This window comes from Occallatibacter sp. FHG110214_02 (assembly GCF_059115385.1).
In genome coordinates this window covers 68,694-83,799 of sequence record NZ_JBZYWK010000019.1, presented here as the reverse complement: position 1 = coordinate 83,799, position 15,106 = coordinate 68,694, and the positions used below count along the sequence as shown (strand labels likewise).

The 15,106-nt window shown below is 58.6% G+C and carries 9 protein-coding genes; 5 read left to right on the top strand and 4 right to left on the bottom strand.

Translation table 11 applies throughout. The annotated features are described in order from the left end of the window. Positions 1-6: 6 nt before the first annotated feature. On the top strand, positions 7-405 hold the full coding sequence (locus AC5S3R_RS15755; RefSeq protein ID WP_494268097.1) for a thiol-disulfide oxidoreductase DCC family protein: 399 nt from the start codon (positions 7-9) through the stop codon (positions 403-405). 62 nt (positions 406-467) lie between these two features. Beyond that, the gene (locus tag AC5S3R_RS15750) at positions 468-1,250 is read left to right on the top strand and encodes a 3-keto-disaccharide hydrolase (protein WP_494268096.1); all 783 of its coding nucleotides are present in this window, start codon (positions 468-470) and stop codon (positions 1,248-1,250) included. A gap of 71 nt (positions 1,251-1,321) precedes the next feature. On the opposite strand, the gene AC5S3R_RS15745 is transcribed toward AC5S3R_RS15750, so the two are convergent. Continuing rightward, positions 1,322-2,776, bottom strand: a complete 1,455-nt coding sequence (locus AC5S3R_RS15745; RefSeq protein ID WP_494268095.1) for a DHA2 family efflux MFS transporter permease subunit — start codon at positions 2,774-2,776, stop codon at positions 1,322-1,324. A gap of 87 nt (positions 2,777-2,863) precedes the next feature. Then, positions 2,864-4,864 carry an ABC transporter ATP-binding protein gene (locus tag AC5S3R_RS15740; RefSeq protein WP_494268094.1) on the bottom strand — a complete coding sequence of 667 codons (2,001 nt, stop codon included), beginning with the start codon at positions 4,862-4,864 and terminating at the stop codon, positions 2,864-2,866. A 148-nt stretch (positions 4,865-5,012) separates the two neighbouring features. Between AC5S3R_RS15740 and AC5S3R_RS15735 the strand changes: the two genes are divergently transcribed. Beyond that, on the top strand, positions 5,013-6,641 hold the full coding sequence (locus tag AC5S3R_RS15735) for a hypothetical protein (RefSeq protein ID WP_494268093.1): 1,629 nt from the start codon (positions 5,013-5,015) through the stop codon (positions 6,639-6,641). On the opposite strand, the gene AC5S3R_RS15730 is transcribed toward AC5S3R_RS15735, so the two are convergent. Further along, positions 6,642-8,000 (bottom strand): aminotransferase family protein, encoded by a 1,359-nt coding sequence (locus tag AC5S3R_RS15730; protein WP_494268092.1) that lies wholly within the window; start codon positions 7,998-8,000, stop codon positions 6,642-6,644. It lies immediately after the preceding gene. 213 nt (positions 8,001-8,213) lie between these two features. On the opposite strand from AC5S3R_RS15730, the gene AC5S3R_RS15725 reads away from it, so the two are divergent. Then, positions 8,214-12,842 (top strand): beta strand repeat-containing protein, encoded by a 4,629-nt coding sequence (locus AC5S3R_RS15725; protein WP_494268091.1) that lies wholly within the window; start codon positions 8,214-8,216, stop codon positions 12,840-12,842. 89 nt (positions 12,843-12,931) lie between these two features. Then, a complete protein-coding gene (locus AC5S3R_RS15720) occupies positions 12,932-13,060 on the top strand; it encodes a hypothetical protein (RefSeq protein ID WP_494268090.1) in 129 nt (42 codons plus the stop codon). Between the two features lie 50 nt (positions 13,061-13,110). Here the strand turns inward: AC5S3R_RS15720 and AC5S3R_RS15715 are convergent, their stop codons facing one another. Continuing rightward, positions 13,111-15,036 carry a CocE/NonD family hydrolase gene (locus tag AC5S3R_RS15715; RefSeq protein ID WP_494268089.1) on the bottom strand — a complete coding sequence of 642 codons (1,926 nt, stop codon included), beginning with the start codon at positions 15,034-15,036 and terminating at the stop codon, positions 13,111-13,113. Between the last annotated feature and the right edge of the window lie 70 nt (positions 15,037-15,106).

Genomic DNA, 15,106 nt, shown 5'->3' with positions numbered 1-15,106 from the left:
AACCGGGTGCCCCAATCGCAGCAAATTATCGTCTATGACGGAGACTGCCACCTTTGCAATCGCTGGGTAGTCTTCGTCCTCAGACGCGACCCGCAGGCCAGATTCCAATTCACCACGCTCAACTCGGAAACCACCCGCAACCGCATCCCCAACCCTGCCGGACGCGACGGCTCAACCCTCATCCTGCTCACGCCGGAAGGCGCTTTCACCCGCTCCACCGCCGTTCTCAAAATCGCCGCGGAACTGCACGGTTATCGAACTCTCGCCAGACTGCTTCTCAAGATTCCCCAGCCACTGCGCGACGCTTTCTACTCTCTTGTCGCCAGGCATCGTCATTCCCTACTGCCCGGCAGCGGCACCGCTTGCGCCTACATTCCCGGAGCCGAGTCTCGCTTTCTTCCCTGAATCCGTCACGGTGGAATCGCTTGAATGGCCAGTCCCCTGCTAAACTCCCTTCGGTGACCTACATGCGATTTTTCCAGTTCTCTACTCTTGCCCTGTTGAGCGCAGCAAGCTTTGCGGCTTATGCGCAGACCGCTCCCAAGCCCAAACCTGAAGACACCGAAGTATGGAAACCCGCGCCGCCCGTAGTCACGCCCGGCACGGCTTACGGAGTTCCGCCCTCGGACGCCATCGTGCTCTTTGACGGCACAAATGTAGACCAGTGGGTAACGGTAAAGGACCAGTCCCCCGCCACGTGGAACGTCCACGACGGCGTAATGACCGTGAACAAAAACGGCGGCGGCAACATAGAAACCAAGCGCCGCTTCAAGGACTACCAGCTCCACATCGAGTGGCGCATTCCCGAGTCCATCACCGGCACCAGCCAGGCACGCGGCAACAGCGGCGTCTTTCTTGCCTCCACCGGCCCCGGCGACTCCGGCTATGAGCTGCAGGTGCTCGACAATTACAAGAACGAAACCTACGTCAACGGCATGGCCGGCAGCCTCTACAAGCAGGCTATCCCTCTGGCTAACGCCGCCCGCAAGCCCGGCGAGTGGCAGGCCTACGACGTGGTCTGGACCGCGCCGACATTCAATGACGACGGCTCCGTCAAGACACCGGCCTATGCAACCGTCTTCTGGAATGGGGTTCTGGTCGAAAATCACTTCGAGCTGAAGGGCGAAACGCTCTATATCGGCAAGCCGTTCTATAAGAAGTACGACACCGCGCCCATCAAGCTGCAGGCTCACGGCGACAAGTCCGAGCCCATCAGCTTCCGCAACATCTGGGTTCGCGAACTGCCATAAGCCATCCCTTACGTCAAAATAAAAATGCCGGGGCAATTGCCCCGGCATTTTTATTTGGCATGCAGCAAGTTTTAATCCCCGTGATGCTCAGACCCATGGTCGTTCACTGTCTCGCCATCTCCGCGCCGCAGCCCTATAAACACCAGCGTTGAAATCACGGTGAGCACGCCAAGACAAAGAAATGCCTTGTGAATCCCGGCAATCATGCTGCCTGCAGTTGCATTCGCAGCACTCGGCAAAAAGAAAGCCGTAGTGAGTCCAGCCGTAGCCACGCCAAAGCTGATTGCCATCTGCTGCCCCGTGCTTGCAATCGAACTGGCCATCGACGTGTCATGCTCGCCTACATCCGCGTATACCAGCGTGTTCATCGCCGAGTACTGCAGAGATGTTGCAGCGCCATAGAAAATCCCAAGCAACACAATCACCCACACCGGAGTATGCAGGCCAATCGTCGCAAACAGTGCGAGCAACACGCCAATTACCAGCGTATTGGAAACCAGCACACCTTTATAGCCCATCGCACCGAGCAGCTTGCGCAAAACCGTCTTCATCCCCATGGAAGCCGCGGCCTGCGGCATGATGAGCAAGCCCGACTGCACCGGAGTAAACCCAAGCCCCGCCTGGTAAAGCAGCGGCAGCAGAAACGGCACACCGCCAATTCCAAGCCGGGTAAAGAATCCACCCATCACCGAAGCCCGAAACGTTCGCAAGTTAAACAGCGAAAGATTCAGCAGGGGAAACTTAAGCTCCCTGCCATGCGCCCAATAGGCCGTCAGCAATGTCAGCGCCAGCACCAGCAGGCCCGTCATCTCCCGCACGCTCAGTGTGTGCTCGCCAAAGACTTCCAGCACATACGACAGCAGCGCAATGCCCGAACCGAACAGCACCAGCCCCACAAAGTCGAGTGGATGAGTGTCCTCTTCGCGAAAATCCGGCAGGTGCATGTAGACCATAACCAAGCCCAGCAAGCCTATCGGAATGTTCAGAAAGAAAATGACTCGCCAATGCAGGTACGCCACAATCAGGCCACCCGTCATCGGGCCCAGCAGCGGAGCCACCTGCGCAGGCAGCACCACAAAGCTCATTGCCCGCAGCAGATCATGCTTGGGGAACGCCCGCACCAGCGTCAGCCTTCCCACGGGAACCATCATGGCGCCGCCCATGCCCTGGATCACGCGGCATGCCACCAGCAGATGAATATCGCTGCAAAGTCCGCACAGCAACGAGCCCAGCGTAAACAGACCAATCGCCGAGGCAAATACCCGCCGCGTGCCAAACTTGTCGGCCATCCAGCCGCTGATGGGGATAAACACCGCCAGCGCCAGCGTGTAACTTGCCAGCACGGCCTTCATCGCAAGCGGAGTTACATGCAGCGCCTCGGAAACCGCGGGCACGGCGGTATTCAGAATCGTTGTGTCCAACGACTCCATGAAGAACGCAACCGCAACCAGCCACGGCAACAGCCGCTGTGCCGCCGAAAGTGCATGCGGCTCCGCCGCGTCAATAGGGGTTTCCGGTGAGCTCATGAGCCTGATTTCCGCACAATTTCAGAAGGAAGTTTCTTGCGCCGCAATCTTTTTGGATGCGAAAAAAGCCACAACTGCTGCGTGCAACTAAGTAGTAGAAGGAGCAGCCACGCCAATTGCAGGCGCATGAATAGCAACTCCCTCCTGGTCCTTGTACTGCAACTGATACAGCTTCCAGTAGAGCCCTCGCAGGGCAAGCAACTGCTGATGCGAACCCATCTCGCGCAGCGTTCCCTTGTGCATCACCAAAATCGTATCCGCCCGCTGCACCGTGGAGAGCCGGTGTGCAATCAGCACGCTCGTTCTGCCCTCGACCATCCGCTCCAGCGCTCCGCGAATCCGCAGCTCCGTGTCCGTATCCACGCTGGAAGTCGCTTCATCCAGAATCAGAATTCGCGGATTAAACGCCAGAGCACGAGCGAAGTTGATGAGCTGCTTCTGCCCCGTAGAAAGCGAGTTGCCGCGCTCCTTCACCGGCTCGTCAAACTTCTGCGGCAAGCTCTCGATAAAGTCCAACACATTGACGTCATTCGCGGCCTGACGCAAACCGGCCTCGCCAATCTCCGTATTTCCCAGCCGGATATTTTCCGCAATCGTTCCGGTAAACAAGAACGGATCCTGCAGCACCACGGCGAAATGCTTCCGCAGCGCCGTCAAATCCTGCTCGCGCACATCGACGCCATCCAGCAGCACCTGCCCCGCCGTCACGTCGTAAAAGCGCATCATCAAGCCGGTCAGCGTCGTCTTGCCTGCACCCGTATGGCCCACAATCGCTATCGTCTGCCCCGGCTCCACAACAAACGAGACATCGCGCAGAATCCACTCCACATCTTTCAGCGCTGTCAGTTCCTCCGTACCAGCCTGCGATGCCGCGGCCTTCTCCACAAGCGCCTTCTGTTCGTCGGAAAGCTTCTGATACGTGAACCACACATGCCGGAACTCAATCCTGTTCGACCCATCCCCCAGCAGCGGCTTCTCAGGACTCGTAATCGCCGGCTTCTCATCCATCAGCTTGAAGATGCGTTCGCAGGCCGCCATCGCTGCTTGCAGGATGTTGAACTTGTCGCTCAAATCCTGGATAGGCCGCCAGAACCGCTGCGAGTACATATTGAACATTGCCAATATGCCAATCGTCACCGCGCCATGCGACAGCACGCTGAACCCGCCGCGCCACAGCACCAGGGCCACCGCCACCATCGACAGAAAATCCACCGCCGGATAGTAAAGCGCGTACGCAAAAATCGTGTCCTTAAAGGCAATCATGTGCTGCCGGTTCACCGACTCAAAGTCCGTAAAGGCCCTCTGCTCGCGGTTAAACAACTGCACCACGCTCATGCCGCTGATGTGTTCCTGCGTAAAGCTGTTGATGCGCGCAATCGCCGCTCGCACCCGCCGGTAGCTCTCGCGCACGCTCTTCTGAAACAACCGCGTCACCACCAGGATGATGGGCAACACCGCAAACGCCAGCAGCGCCAGCCACCAGTTGATGCTCAGCATCACAATGCCCATGATGGTCAGCGTGAAGAAGTCATCCACAATTGCAAGGATGCCCGCCGTGAACATTTCATTGATGGCATCCACGTCCGACGTAAGCCGCGTAACCAGCCGCCCCACCGCATGCCCGTCAAAGAACCCCGGATGCAGCCTCTGCATGTGCCGGAAGATATCGCGCCGCAAGTCAAACATTACCTGCTGGCCAACCCACTGCATCAGGTACGTTTGCACAAACTCAAACAGGTAAGCCGAAAGCAGCGCCGCAAGATACAGCCATGCAAGCTGCGAGATGCCCGTCCACGCGTCTGTCGAGAGATGTCGCCCCAGCCACGTCTTTGACGCGCCCGGCTCATGCGACATGTAAAGGTCGATGCCGACCTTCACGAAGTACGGCCCGGCCACATCGCTCAGCGCCTTCAGCGTTACGGAAATCGAGGAAATAGCCGCCTGAACCCAGTATGGGCGCAGATAGCGGCCCAACCGGCGCATCAGCACGCCATCGTAGACCTTGCCTACCGAGTCCTCGTCGGCCTTGCGAGCCGGCTTTTTCTTCGCCGCATCTTCGTTTTGTTTCTGTGCTTGATGGTCTGTCATCGGCCGGGGAAACTTTCATCTTCTATTGTAAGGGCCAGCCAAACCTTCGCGTGCACTCGCACCCCGCCGGATGGCATCCATTCCTGCCACTCATTCCGTCTAATTAACGGAACTGAAATACACACGAAAGGCGTAAAGGGGATTACGGTTGGCTCGATTGCTGAAGGGGCTTCCCCATTTTGCGATTACTTGCATTGTTCTCATTCTCTCCGCTCACGAACCCGCTTCGTGCCAGGAAAACTCCGGCCTGCTCCACGACGAAACATCGAGCGCGCTCCAACAGCCTGACCAGGACGATACGGAACTCCCCAGACTGATCCCCAGCGCTCCCTCGCTGGTCATCCCCAGTGAGACCCACTACAACTGGCGCGGTCTCCTCCTTGAGTCCTTCGCCTTCAACTCCGTCGAAAACGCCTTCCGCCTAGCCACGGACAACACGCTCCGCTCCCTGCTCGTCACCAAGCCCTACTGGCACGACTACATCGCCTCTCTTCGCCAATTCAACATGCGCCGCTGGAACGACGGAGACAACTTTCTCGTCAACTACGTCGGCCACCCCATGCAAGGCGGCGTTGGCGCTTATCTCGAAATCCAGAACAGCCCCACCCAGGCACGCCTCCAATGGGGCGACCCCGGCTACTGGAACTCGCGCGCCAAGGCCTTTCTCTGGACGACCACTTACAGCACTTATTCCGAAATTGGCCCTACCGGTGAAGCAGGCATTGGCAATGAAGGCGGCTACACCTACGACACCCGCTGCATTCTTAGTTGCAACCCCGTTACAAAGCCGCCCAGCGGCCGCGACACCAACAACACCGGATGGGTGGACTTCGTCGTCACGCCCTCTGTCGGCATGCTCTGGGTCTTCGCGGAAGACTTCCTCGACAAGCACGTCAGCGAACGCATCATCCGCCATGCCGGGCGCAACGCCGCCTATCCCAAGATCATCCGCGGCGCGCTCAACCCCACACGCACCTTCGCCAATGCCTTCCGCGCCCGCAAGCCCTGGTACCGTGACTGGGACTATCCCGAAGTGCAGCGTCTCGATGAAGGCTATGGCCTGCATTTCGTCAACGCGTGGGAGGCTGCCAACGGCGACCTGGAAGAGTATCCCAACTGGAAGCGCATCGAAATCGCGCCACATTCCTCCAGCTTCGCTACCACCATTACTACGCGACATTGCCAATACTGCGTCCGCATGACGCAGGGGTATGGCGTGCAGGTCTCCACACAGCTCTGGAAATATCTCTATGCCGACACCGACCTGAGCTATCAGCCCACCGCCAGCCCGGAACCCAGCGACCGCTCCGGCGGCAGCCTGTTCATGGGATACTTCGGCATGCGGGTTGGCAAACACTGGCCGCTCTATGCGGTTAATCTCTCCATCCGCCCCGGCTTTCTGCACTGGAATCACGCTTACCTGACCAGCGTTCCTCTCAGCACACCCACGCAACCCGCGCCGCCCAATCCGCCTGCGCCGCAACAGGGCGATATTACGCACTTTGCATGGAACTTTCTGCTTGCAGGAGACTATAAGCTCAACCAGCATGTGGCTCTGCGCGCAGGGATTCAAGAATCCATCGTCCGCTATCGCAATGCGTGCCTCGACTCCTCCGGCATTGGCATCAGCGGCGGCATGCAATGGCTCAACTACCAGACACCGTGCGAGGTGAGCGCGGGCGCAGGCAAGCAGCCTTACCTCTCGTTCCTCTCGCACGAGGACTATGTGAACCGCGGGAGCTGGGGTATTCAGCTAGGTCCGGTCTTTTCGTTCTAGTTACTCGACCAGCGCGTCGGCAATCGACAGGTGCCGGTCGAGCGCACCGATTCCTAGATCCAGCTCTTCTTTTGTCACAATCAGCGGCGGCGCAATCACAAAGTGGCTTACCCATGCCTGGATCGTCACACCATCCGCCATCATCTTCGCCGCAATCTGGTCCACCACCAGCCCCTTGCCCTCAATCTTGTCGCGATAGGTGTTGAACAACTGCTTCGTCTTGCGGTTCTTCACCAGCTCGACAGCAAAGAAGAGCCCCAACCCGCGCACATCACCAATCGAAGGATGCTTCTCCTTCAGCGCCTCCAACTTACCGCGCACATATGGTTCCAGTTCCGCGGCGCGTTCTACCAGCTTCAACCGCTGCATCTCCTCAATGGTGGCCACAGCCGGTCCGAGCGTCAGCGGATGCGCCTCATACGTATGTCCATGCGAGAAATAATGCTCCTCAAAATAGCTCGCAATCTTTGAGGTCGTAGCGCAGAGGCCCAGCGGCACATACGCCGAGGTAATTCCCTTCGCCGTAACAAGAATGTCCGGCTTCAGCCCCCAGTGGTCAATCGAAAACCACTTCCCGGTTCGTCCCCAACCCGCCATCACCTCATCGGCAATCAGCAACACACCATGCTCATCGCAAATCTGCCGCAGCTTTGGGAAATACTCCGGCGGAGGAACCAGCACGCCATTCGTACCCACCACCGGCTCCACGATAATTGCCGCCACATCGCTCTCATTGCGGATCATGTGCTCGATGTAATCCGCGCAGGCAACGTTGCATGTGGGATACGTATGCTTAATCGGGCAGTCGTAACAGTTCGTCTCCGGAGCAAAAATCACACCGCCGCCTTTGCCGCCCGGCTCCATTGCCCACCGCCGAGGGTCGCCCGTCGCCGCAATCGAACCCATCGTCGAGCCATGATACGAGCGGTATCGCGAGATAATCTTCGTCTTGCCCGTGTACATGCGCGCAATCTTGAAGGCTGCTTCATTCGCCTCCGTGCCGCTCGTCGCAAAGAAGAACTTGTCGATTCCCTCCGGCAGCACTTCCAGCAGCTTCGCGCTCAGCCGCGCCCTTGCCCGCGTTGCATATACCGGCCCCACAAAGGCCAGCTCTCGCGCCTGCTCCGCAATCGACTCCACCACTTTCGGATTCTTGTGCCCAAGATTCACGCACATCAGTTGCGAAGAAAAATCGAGATACTTCTTCCCCGCTCCGTCCGTAAACCAGCAACCCTCCGCATCCACCACAGACAGCGGCTTCCACGTCTTCTGAAAACGCCACGTCCCATAGTTCGTCTGCCGCGTAACGCTGGAAATCTCATCCGCAGTCAGTCCAGCAGTGGAAACAGTCTCGCTCATCACACACCTCGCAGAAAGTTGTTTTCTATGCTACGCCAGGACGCTGTGAACCAAGAATCACTCACGAAATAACCATGACACCCGCTTCCACTCTCCGGCAAAGGTAACCAGGCACAGTACACCAAAAATTTATAGTCCTCTCCCACTGGCATACCCTATACTTCCTCCACAATGAATCGCTTTTCTCTTTCTGCTTTGGTTTTGTGCCTTGGTGTGTCTGGACTCATTACAGCTTGCGGCGGCGGTAACGGCGGCAGCTCAAACGGCAATGGAAACAATGGCGGAGGCAGCAGCACCCCGCCGCCAACCGTGACCTCCATCAGCCCCACTTCAGTCCCAGCCGGCTCAGCCGCGCTCACGCTCACCGTGAACGGCACCGGGTTCACCAGCGCAACCGCGATTCAGGTCGGCGGCGTCACCGACACTACTACGTATGTAAGCGCCACGAAGGTCACCGCCACCGTTGAGCCATCGCAAATGGTCAGCGGAGGCGACTTCGCCGTAATCGCCGCCAATGACTCCAGCACCAGCGCGGCCAGCCCTGCCATCAATCTCGAAGTCACCAACCCGGCGCCTGTCATCAGCACCGTTCTCCCCGAGTCGGTAACCGTAGGCGCAGCCTCCCCTGTCGTTTCTGTCGCCGGAACAGGCTTTGTGCCCACTACCGTCGTCAACGTCAACGGCAGTGCACGCACCACCATCTACGTCAGCGCCACGCAAGTCAGCGTCGAGCTCACCTCCGCAGACGTTGCGGCAGCTGCAAACCTCTCGCTCACGGCAGTCAACACCAAACCCGGTGGCGGAACATCCCAGGCCGCCACCCTGGTTGTAAATCCCGTAGCCACCAATCCCGCGCCGGCCATCACAACAACCATCCCGGCAGCGGTAACCGTAGGCTCAGGCACGCCGATTATTGCCATTGCAGGCACCGGCTTTGTGCCCACTACCGTCATCAACGTCAACGGCAGTGCGCGCACCACGGTCTTCAGCAGCGCCACACAAGTCAACGTGCAGTTGACCGACGCCGATGTCAAAACCGCCGGCAGCCTGTCCCTCACTGCTGTAAATCCCGCGCCGGGTGGCGGAACGTCGAAAGCGGTAACGCTGTCCGTACTCAACCCCGTGCCCAGGATCGCGTCCCTCTCTCCCACCTCCGTTCTCGTCACCAAGTCCACGCCATCCGTCATCACGGTTACAGGAACCAACTTCATTCCCTCCTCCACCGTGCAGCTCAATGGAACCAATCGGGCTACAACCTACGTCAGCGCCACGCAGCTCACATTCCAGCTAACTGCCGCCGACCAATCCACAGCTCAGAACGTAGCAATTACCGTAGTCAATCCAACGCCCGGCGGCGGAACATCTTTCCAGACGACGCTGGCCATCCTGCAGCCGTTGTCAACGCCTGTCATAACGCAGGTCTCGCCCAACCAATTCCTCGTTGGCTCTGCTGCAACCACCATCACAGTCACAGGAACCAATCTCATCGAACAGGTACCGGCCGGATTTTACGCACAACCAGCGGGCTCGATTACATGGAATGGAACCACGCTTCAGACAACAGCGTGGGGAGTGTATGGCGCTCAGCAAACCGTCACAGCCACCGTTCCAGCAAGCCTGTTAACCGCCGTCGACACCGCGTCCATCGCATTTGTCAGCACAGTTGCTACGCCTGCCACGTCGAATACGTTGCAGGTTTCCATCACCAATCCTCCTGCGCCAACGCTCACCTCGATAAATCCCACGTCCGGTCCCGTCAATACCGCCACCTCTGTAACTTTGAATGGAACAGGATTCACCGCCAACTCGACGGTTGCAGTCAACGGAGCCACCGTTCCCTCCACCTACGTCAACTCTAGCCAGCTCACTGTCACAATCCCTGCTGACAGCATTGCAACCCCGGGCAACGCCAACATCACCGTAACCACGCCCGCGCCGGGCGGCGGTACGACCTCGCCGTTGCTCTATACCGTCTACGTCTCCATCCCCAACAACGACATCGTCTACAACACCACCGACGGCCTCATCTACGCCTCCGTGCCCGGCACAGCGCCAGGCAGCATGGGCAACTCAATCGTCGGCATTGATCCAGTCACAGGCAATGTCCTACGCACCATCTGGGTAGGCAGCAATCCGAACAAGCTGGCGCTTTCCGCTGACGGCAAGCAGCTCTTCGTCGGCCTTGATGGCGCTTCGGAGGTGACACAAATCGACCTCACTGCCGGCAAGCCCGTAAATAAGTTCCCCCTCGGCGGAGGAGCCGGACTTTATAACGCCCTCTACACCGCAACATCTCTTGCAGCAGTCCCCGGACAGCCAAACTCCGTCGCCGTGCTCGCCTCCAATGGAGCCATTACGATTTACGACTCCGGAGTAGCACGCGCCAACACATCCAGCACGCTCAACACCAGTTTCGGCAGCTCCATCGCCTTCGGCTCTTCCGCTTCTACCCTTTACGCAAGCGGCCAGGGCATTGAGCAACTCACCGTGGACGCCACCGGCATTACCGCTGCAACAACCATTTATCAAACCGGCACAAATGGCATCATGCAGTATGACAACGGCCGGATCTACCTACCTTCCGGCGCTGTAATTGATGCCTCAACAGGAGCGCTCCAAGGCACTTTCTACGCAACCGCCAGTACCACCGCGCAGGGTCCTGTCGTCTCGGATTCCACGCTGGGCCGGGCCTTCATTGCCAACCAGTCGTACACTTCCAACGGCAATGCAATCCTCGCATTCAACGAGAGCACCTTCGATCCCGCAGGCAGCATCTCCTACAACGCAGCGGCATCCAACGGCTACTACAACGGCCCAGGCAGAATCATCCGCTGGGGACAAAATGGCGTTGCTCTCGCAGCACAGCAAGTGCTGTATATCTTCCAGTCGCCCGCGGTGAAAGATATTTCCTCTTCCCCCGCCGACCTGGCCCTCACACTCACCGCGCCCTCCACAGCCGCCACCGGCAGCAGCATCTCTTACGTTGCGACTGTCAAGAACAACGGAGCCAGCTCAGCATCCGGCGCAACCGTCGCGCTGAACCTTGATTCGTCTCTTATCCTCGGCAGCGTAACCCCGAGCCAGGGCTTCTGTGGAACCGGCACATCCTTCCTCTGCAACCTGGGAACAATAGCCAAAGGCGCCAGCGCCACCGTAACCATCAGCGCTAAGCCAACCGCAGCCGGAACACTAAACACCTCCGCAACGGTTGACTCTGTAAGCTACGACCCAACGGCTGACAACAACCAGGCCGCAGCCTCCACCACCGTCACCGGCGACCAGTACAGCGCCGTCCCATCCATCTCTGCCATCTCGCCAAACCTTGTGCAGGCTGGCTCCGACGCATTCACACTCACCGTCAACGGCAGCGGATTCAACTCCGGTTCAACCATCAATCTCGGCGGAACCGCACTCACAACCACCTATGTCAGCGCCACGCAGCTCACCGCAAGCGTGGACGCCACCTCCGTTGCCAACTACGGCTGGTCTCCGGTCACTGTCACCAACCCATCTCCCGGCGGGGGAACCTCACCAGTCTCTCCGCTCACCATCTACGCGCTCGTGAATGTCGAAGCAAACTCCATGCTCTTCGATCCCTTCTCGCAGAAGCTCTATGCTTCCATGCCCAGCGCCTCAACCCCGGTAACCGGCAACTCCATCGTCTCCATCAACCCGGCCACCGCCGCGGTCGGCACGCCTGTCCTTGTTGGCAGCGAGCCAAACGCCATAGCGGAAACCTCTGACGGCAATTACATCTACGCTGCCCTTACCGGCTCCAACAGCATCGCGCAGTTCAGCCTGCTACAGCAGAAACTCACCGCAACCATTCCCGTCGCAACCACAGGTGGCGGCGGAACAACAGGCAGCGTAACTCCTACCTGGATTGCGACCATGCCCGGTAGCGATACAACTCTGGCCGTTGACATCGCCAACGGCTGGAGCAACTTCGGCATCTTTGACATCAGTGGAAACACTGGCACTTTCCGCCCGAATTTCTCTGGCTACTACGACGGCATCAATCCCACCTTCGCAGATGCAACTCACCTTTATGCCGCTGACGGCGAGTTCTATCGCTATACCGTCGATGCTAACGGCCTGACCGAACAGGACGGTTGGACACTGAACGGCCTCGGAGGCTATAACGGCGGCTTCAAGCTTGCCAACGGAATCGTCTATGGCGGCAACGGTGGCATCATTGACCCACGCACAACTCCGCCGACACAACTCGCCACGTTGCAACTGCCGGGTAATTCGCCTAGCTTTGGCTCATACGGCTCAGGCGTCGTTCCGGATATCTCCACGCAGAAAGATTTTCTAATGCTGGATGACGTGGAAAACACGTACGCTTATGCCATTGCGAGGTACAACACCAATACCTATCTGCCGGAAGACGTGCTCACGTTGCCAACTACCTTCTCCGCACCCCAGGGCAACTGGACGATGTTGCGTTGGGGCCAGGATGGCCTGGCGCTCCTCGGAAACGTGCAACAAAGCAGTGATACTGGTGGAACCCAAACCAATCCCCAGATCATCCTGCTTCGCGGCCCATTCGTAACGCCGCAGTTGCTCGGGACAGGTTCCAAGGCCACGTTAACCGCCAGTTCCGTAACCACCATCGCACACGGTTCCGGCAACACGCTGCTCACACTCACCGGCTCCAGCTTTGCACCTGGCGTAGCGGTGACATGGAACGGCAGCTATCGCACCACCACCATCGTGGATGCAACCCACCTCACCGTGGCCATTCCGGCAAGCGACCTCGCAGCCGCAGGCAGCGCATCGCTGGTAGCCACCAACCCCGGCGCAACGGCATCCAGCGCTCTCACCATCACCATCAACTAGCCCGCTACAGCATCCAGCCTCCGTCCGACGGGCGAAGGCTGGATGCTGTATACCGCTTTTGAATTACCATTCTTTGAGAGAGGTAAATCATGAGCGACGGACGCGAAGAACGCGAAGAACAAGAGTGGCGCCGCGAGCAGGAGAAGCAGCGCGACCGCGAAGACCGCGTAAACCGCGACCGCCAGGACCAGTGGGAACCAGAGCGGCGCGAATCCTGAGCACCAAAAGCAAAAGGCGCCCGAAGGCGCCTTTTGTGCTTTCCTATTCCCTACTCCCCTGCCTTAACCACCGGCAAGCTGATGTAGCTCGCATTCCCCGGCGTGTGCCAGATACGCTGCGTTGCCTTCTGGAAATCCGAAGGCTTGGCCGTGAAGATGTTTGGCACAAACGTCTGCGGGTTGCGGTCATAGACCGGGAACAACGTGGACTGCACCTGCACCATGATGCGATGCCCCGGCTTGAACGTGTAGTTAATCATCGGAAGCGCAAAGGCATACGGCAATGGCACGTTCGGCTTGATGGCCTCTGGATGCTCAAAGCTGGTGCGATAGCGTCCACGGAAGATATCGGTAGCAAGAGGCAGCTCGTACCCGCTCATATCCTGCTCGCCCTGCGCTGCTGGAAGGCCGCTCTCCGGCTGCACATCAATAATCTTGACCACCCAGTCGGAATCCGTTCCGCTTGTGGAAGCAACCAGGTGCACCATGGGTTCACCGGCCAGCTTCATTGGTTCTTTCAGCGGTTCTGACTCCCATGTCAGCACGTCAGGACGTCCGTCCACAAAGCGCTGGTCCGTTACCAGCCACGTCCGCCAGTTGGCGTGCGAGACGGGACGCGGCAGATATGGAACCGGCTTGGAGGGATCGGAAACGTACTCGGAAAATTTCTCTTCACTGGCTGCGGGAGAGTCAAACGAAAGCTTGCCGTCTGCCTGCAGATAGAGCGGTTTGGAGGTTGAAGGGCAACCCTTTTCGCAAGCCTGCGGAAAGACCTTGTACGTATCCCACTTGTCGAGCGACGGGTTGTAGATAAGCGCGTTCGGCGTATCGGCCTTGGGAGAGCCGGGCTTGAGGTACTGGTTGAAGAACGGCAGCAGAACTTCTTCGCGCCAGTACGCCGTCGTGTCCGTTGCCCACTCAAGCGGGCCGAGGTTGCGGCCGGGCCGGTTGACCTGACTGTGGAACCACGGGCCCATCACCAGGTGATTCAGCGAGTCCGGCGTGTTGATGCCTTTGAGCGCGCGATAGCTATGATTGGCGCCCCACATGTCTTCCTGGTCCCACAACCCCTGCTCCCACATGGTGGGTACGGTCAAGGCCTGCTTGGCAATCAGCTTGTCGAGCGCCTGGCTCTGCCAGAAGCCGTCGTAGTTGGGATGCTCCATGGTGAGCTTGAAGAAGGGCAGTTCGTCCGCGCCGAGAAGATGCGCAAAGTCGCCCGCCGTACCTGCTTCAAGAAGACCAGTGTAGTCATCCGCGTTAGGATGGGGCACATGCACGCCCGCACCGCGCCGGGTCGTCTGGCCCACCGCATAGTCAATGTTGGGTTGCCGGTAAGCACCGTAATGAAACCAGTCATCGCCCATCCATCCGTCCACCATGGGGCTCTCCGGAGCAGCCACCTTGAACGCAGGATGCGGATGCAGCAGCGCCATCACGACAGTGAATCCTTCATAGCTGGAGCCAATCATGCCTACGCGTCCGTTGGACTCGTGGATATTTTTGACAAGCCAGTCAATGGTGTCCCATGCGTCGGTGGTGTCATCTGCGCCGGTGGGGTTATAGCCGGAGTTCACGGGCGGCGGCGTCATGAGGTAAGGGCCTTCAGAGCCGTACTTGCCACGCACATCCTGGTAGACACGAATGTATCCAGCCTTGACGAAAATCTCGTCACTCAAGGGAAGCGCCTCAATCATTTTGGGGCTATCCGACCGCGCCGCGCGTCCCGCCGCGTTGTAAGGCGTGCGCGTGAGCACAATCGGCGCGTCCTTGGCGCCTTTCGGAATCACGATGACGGTGTAGAGCTTTACACCATCGCGCATGGGAACCATTTCCACGCGCTTGATGTAGTCGCGTTCCACCGCAGGCGCTTTGAAATCAGGCTTCAGTTGGTCGGCAGGCAGATTCGCTTGCTGTGCGAACGCAGCAAAACTACATCCCGCCGCAAGGGCTGCAAGAATAGCGTATCGTCTCATGTCTCTCTCGGGCCGTCCCCATCGAGCAAACGGTTCGGCAATGTCTAGGATTACCAACAAGCCTACAACA

What these genes read in the sequence shown, in the direction of transcription:
- AC5S3R_RS15715 (WP_494268089.1), bottom strand. Translation starts at nt 15,036, where the DNA reads ATGAGACGATACGCTATTCTTGCAGCCCTTGCGGCGGGATGTAGTTTT.
- AC5S3R_RS15745 (WP_494268095.1), bottom strand. Translation starts at nt 2,776, where the DNA reads ATGAGCTCACCGGAAACCCCTATTGACGCGGCGGAGCCGCATGCACTT.
- AC5S3R_RS15730 (WP_494268092.1), bottom strand. Translation starts at nt 8,000, where the DNA reads ATGAGCGAGACTGTTTCCACTGCTGGACTGACTGCGGATGAGATTTCC.
- AC5S3R_RS15720 (WP_494268090.1), top strand. Translation starts at nt 12,932, where the DNA reads ATGAGCGACGGACGCGAAGAACGCGAAGAACAAGAGTGGCGCCGCGAG.
- AC5S3R_RS15750 (WP_494268096.1), top strand. Translation starts at nt 468, where the DNA reads ATGCGATTTTTCCAGTTCTCTACTCTTGCCCTGTTGAGCGCAGCAAGC.
- AC5S3R_RS15740 (WP_494268094.1), bottom strand. Translation starts at nt 4,864, where the DNA reads ATGACAGACCATCAAGCACAGAAACAAAACGAAGATGCGGCGAAGAAA.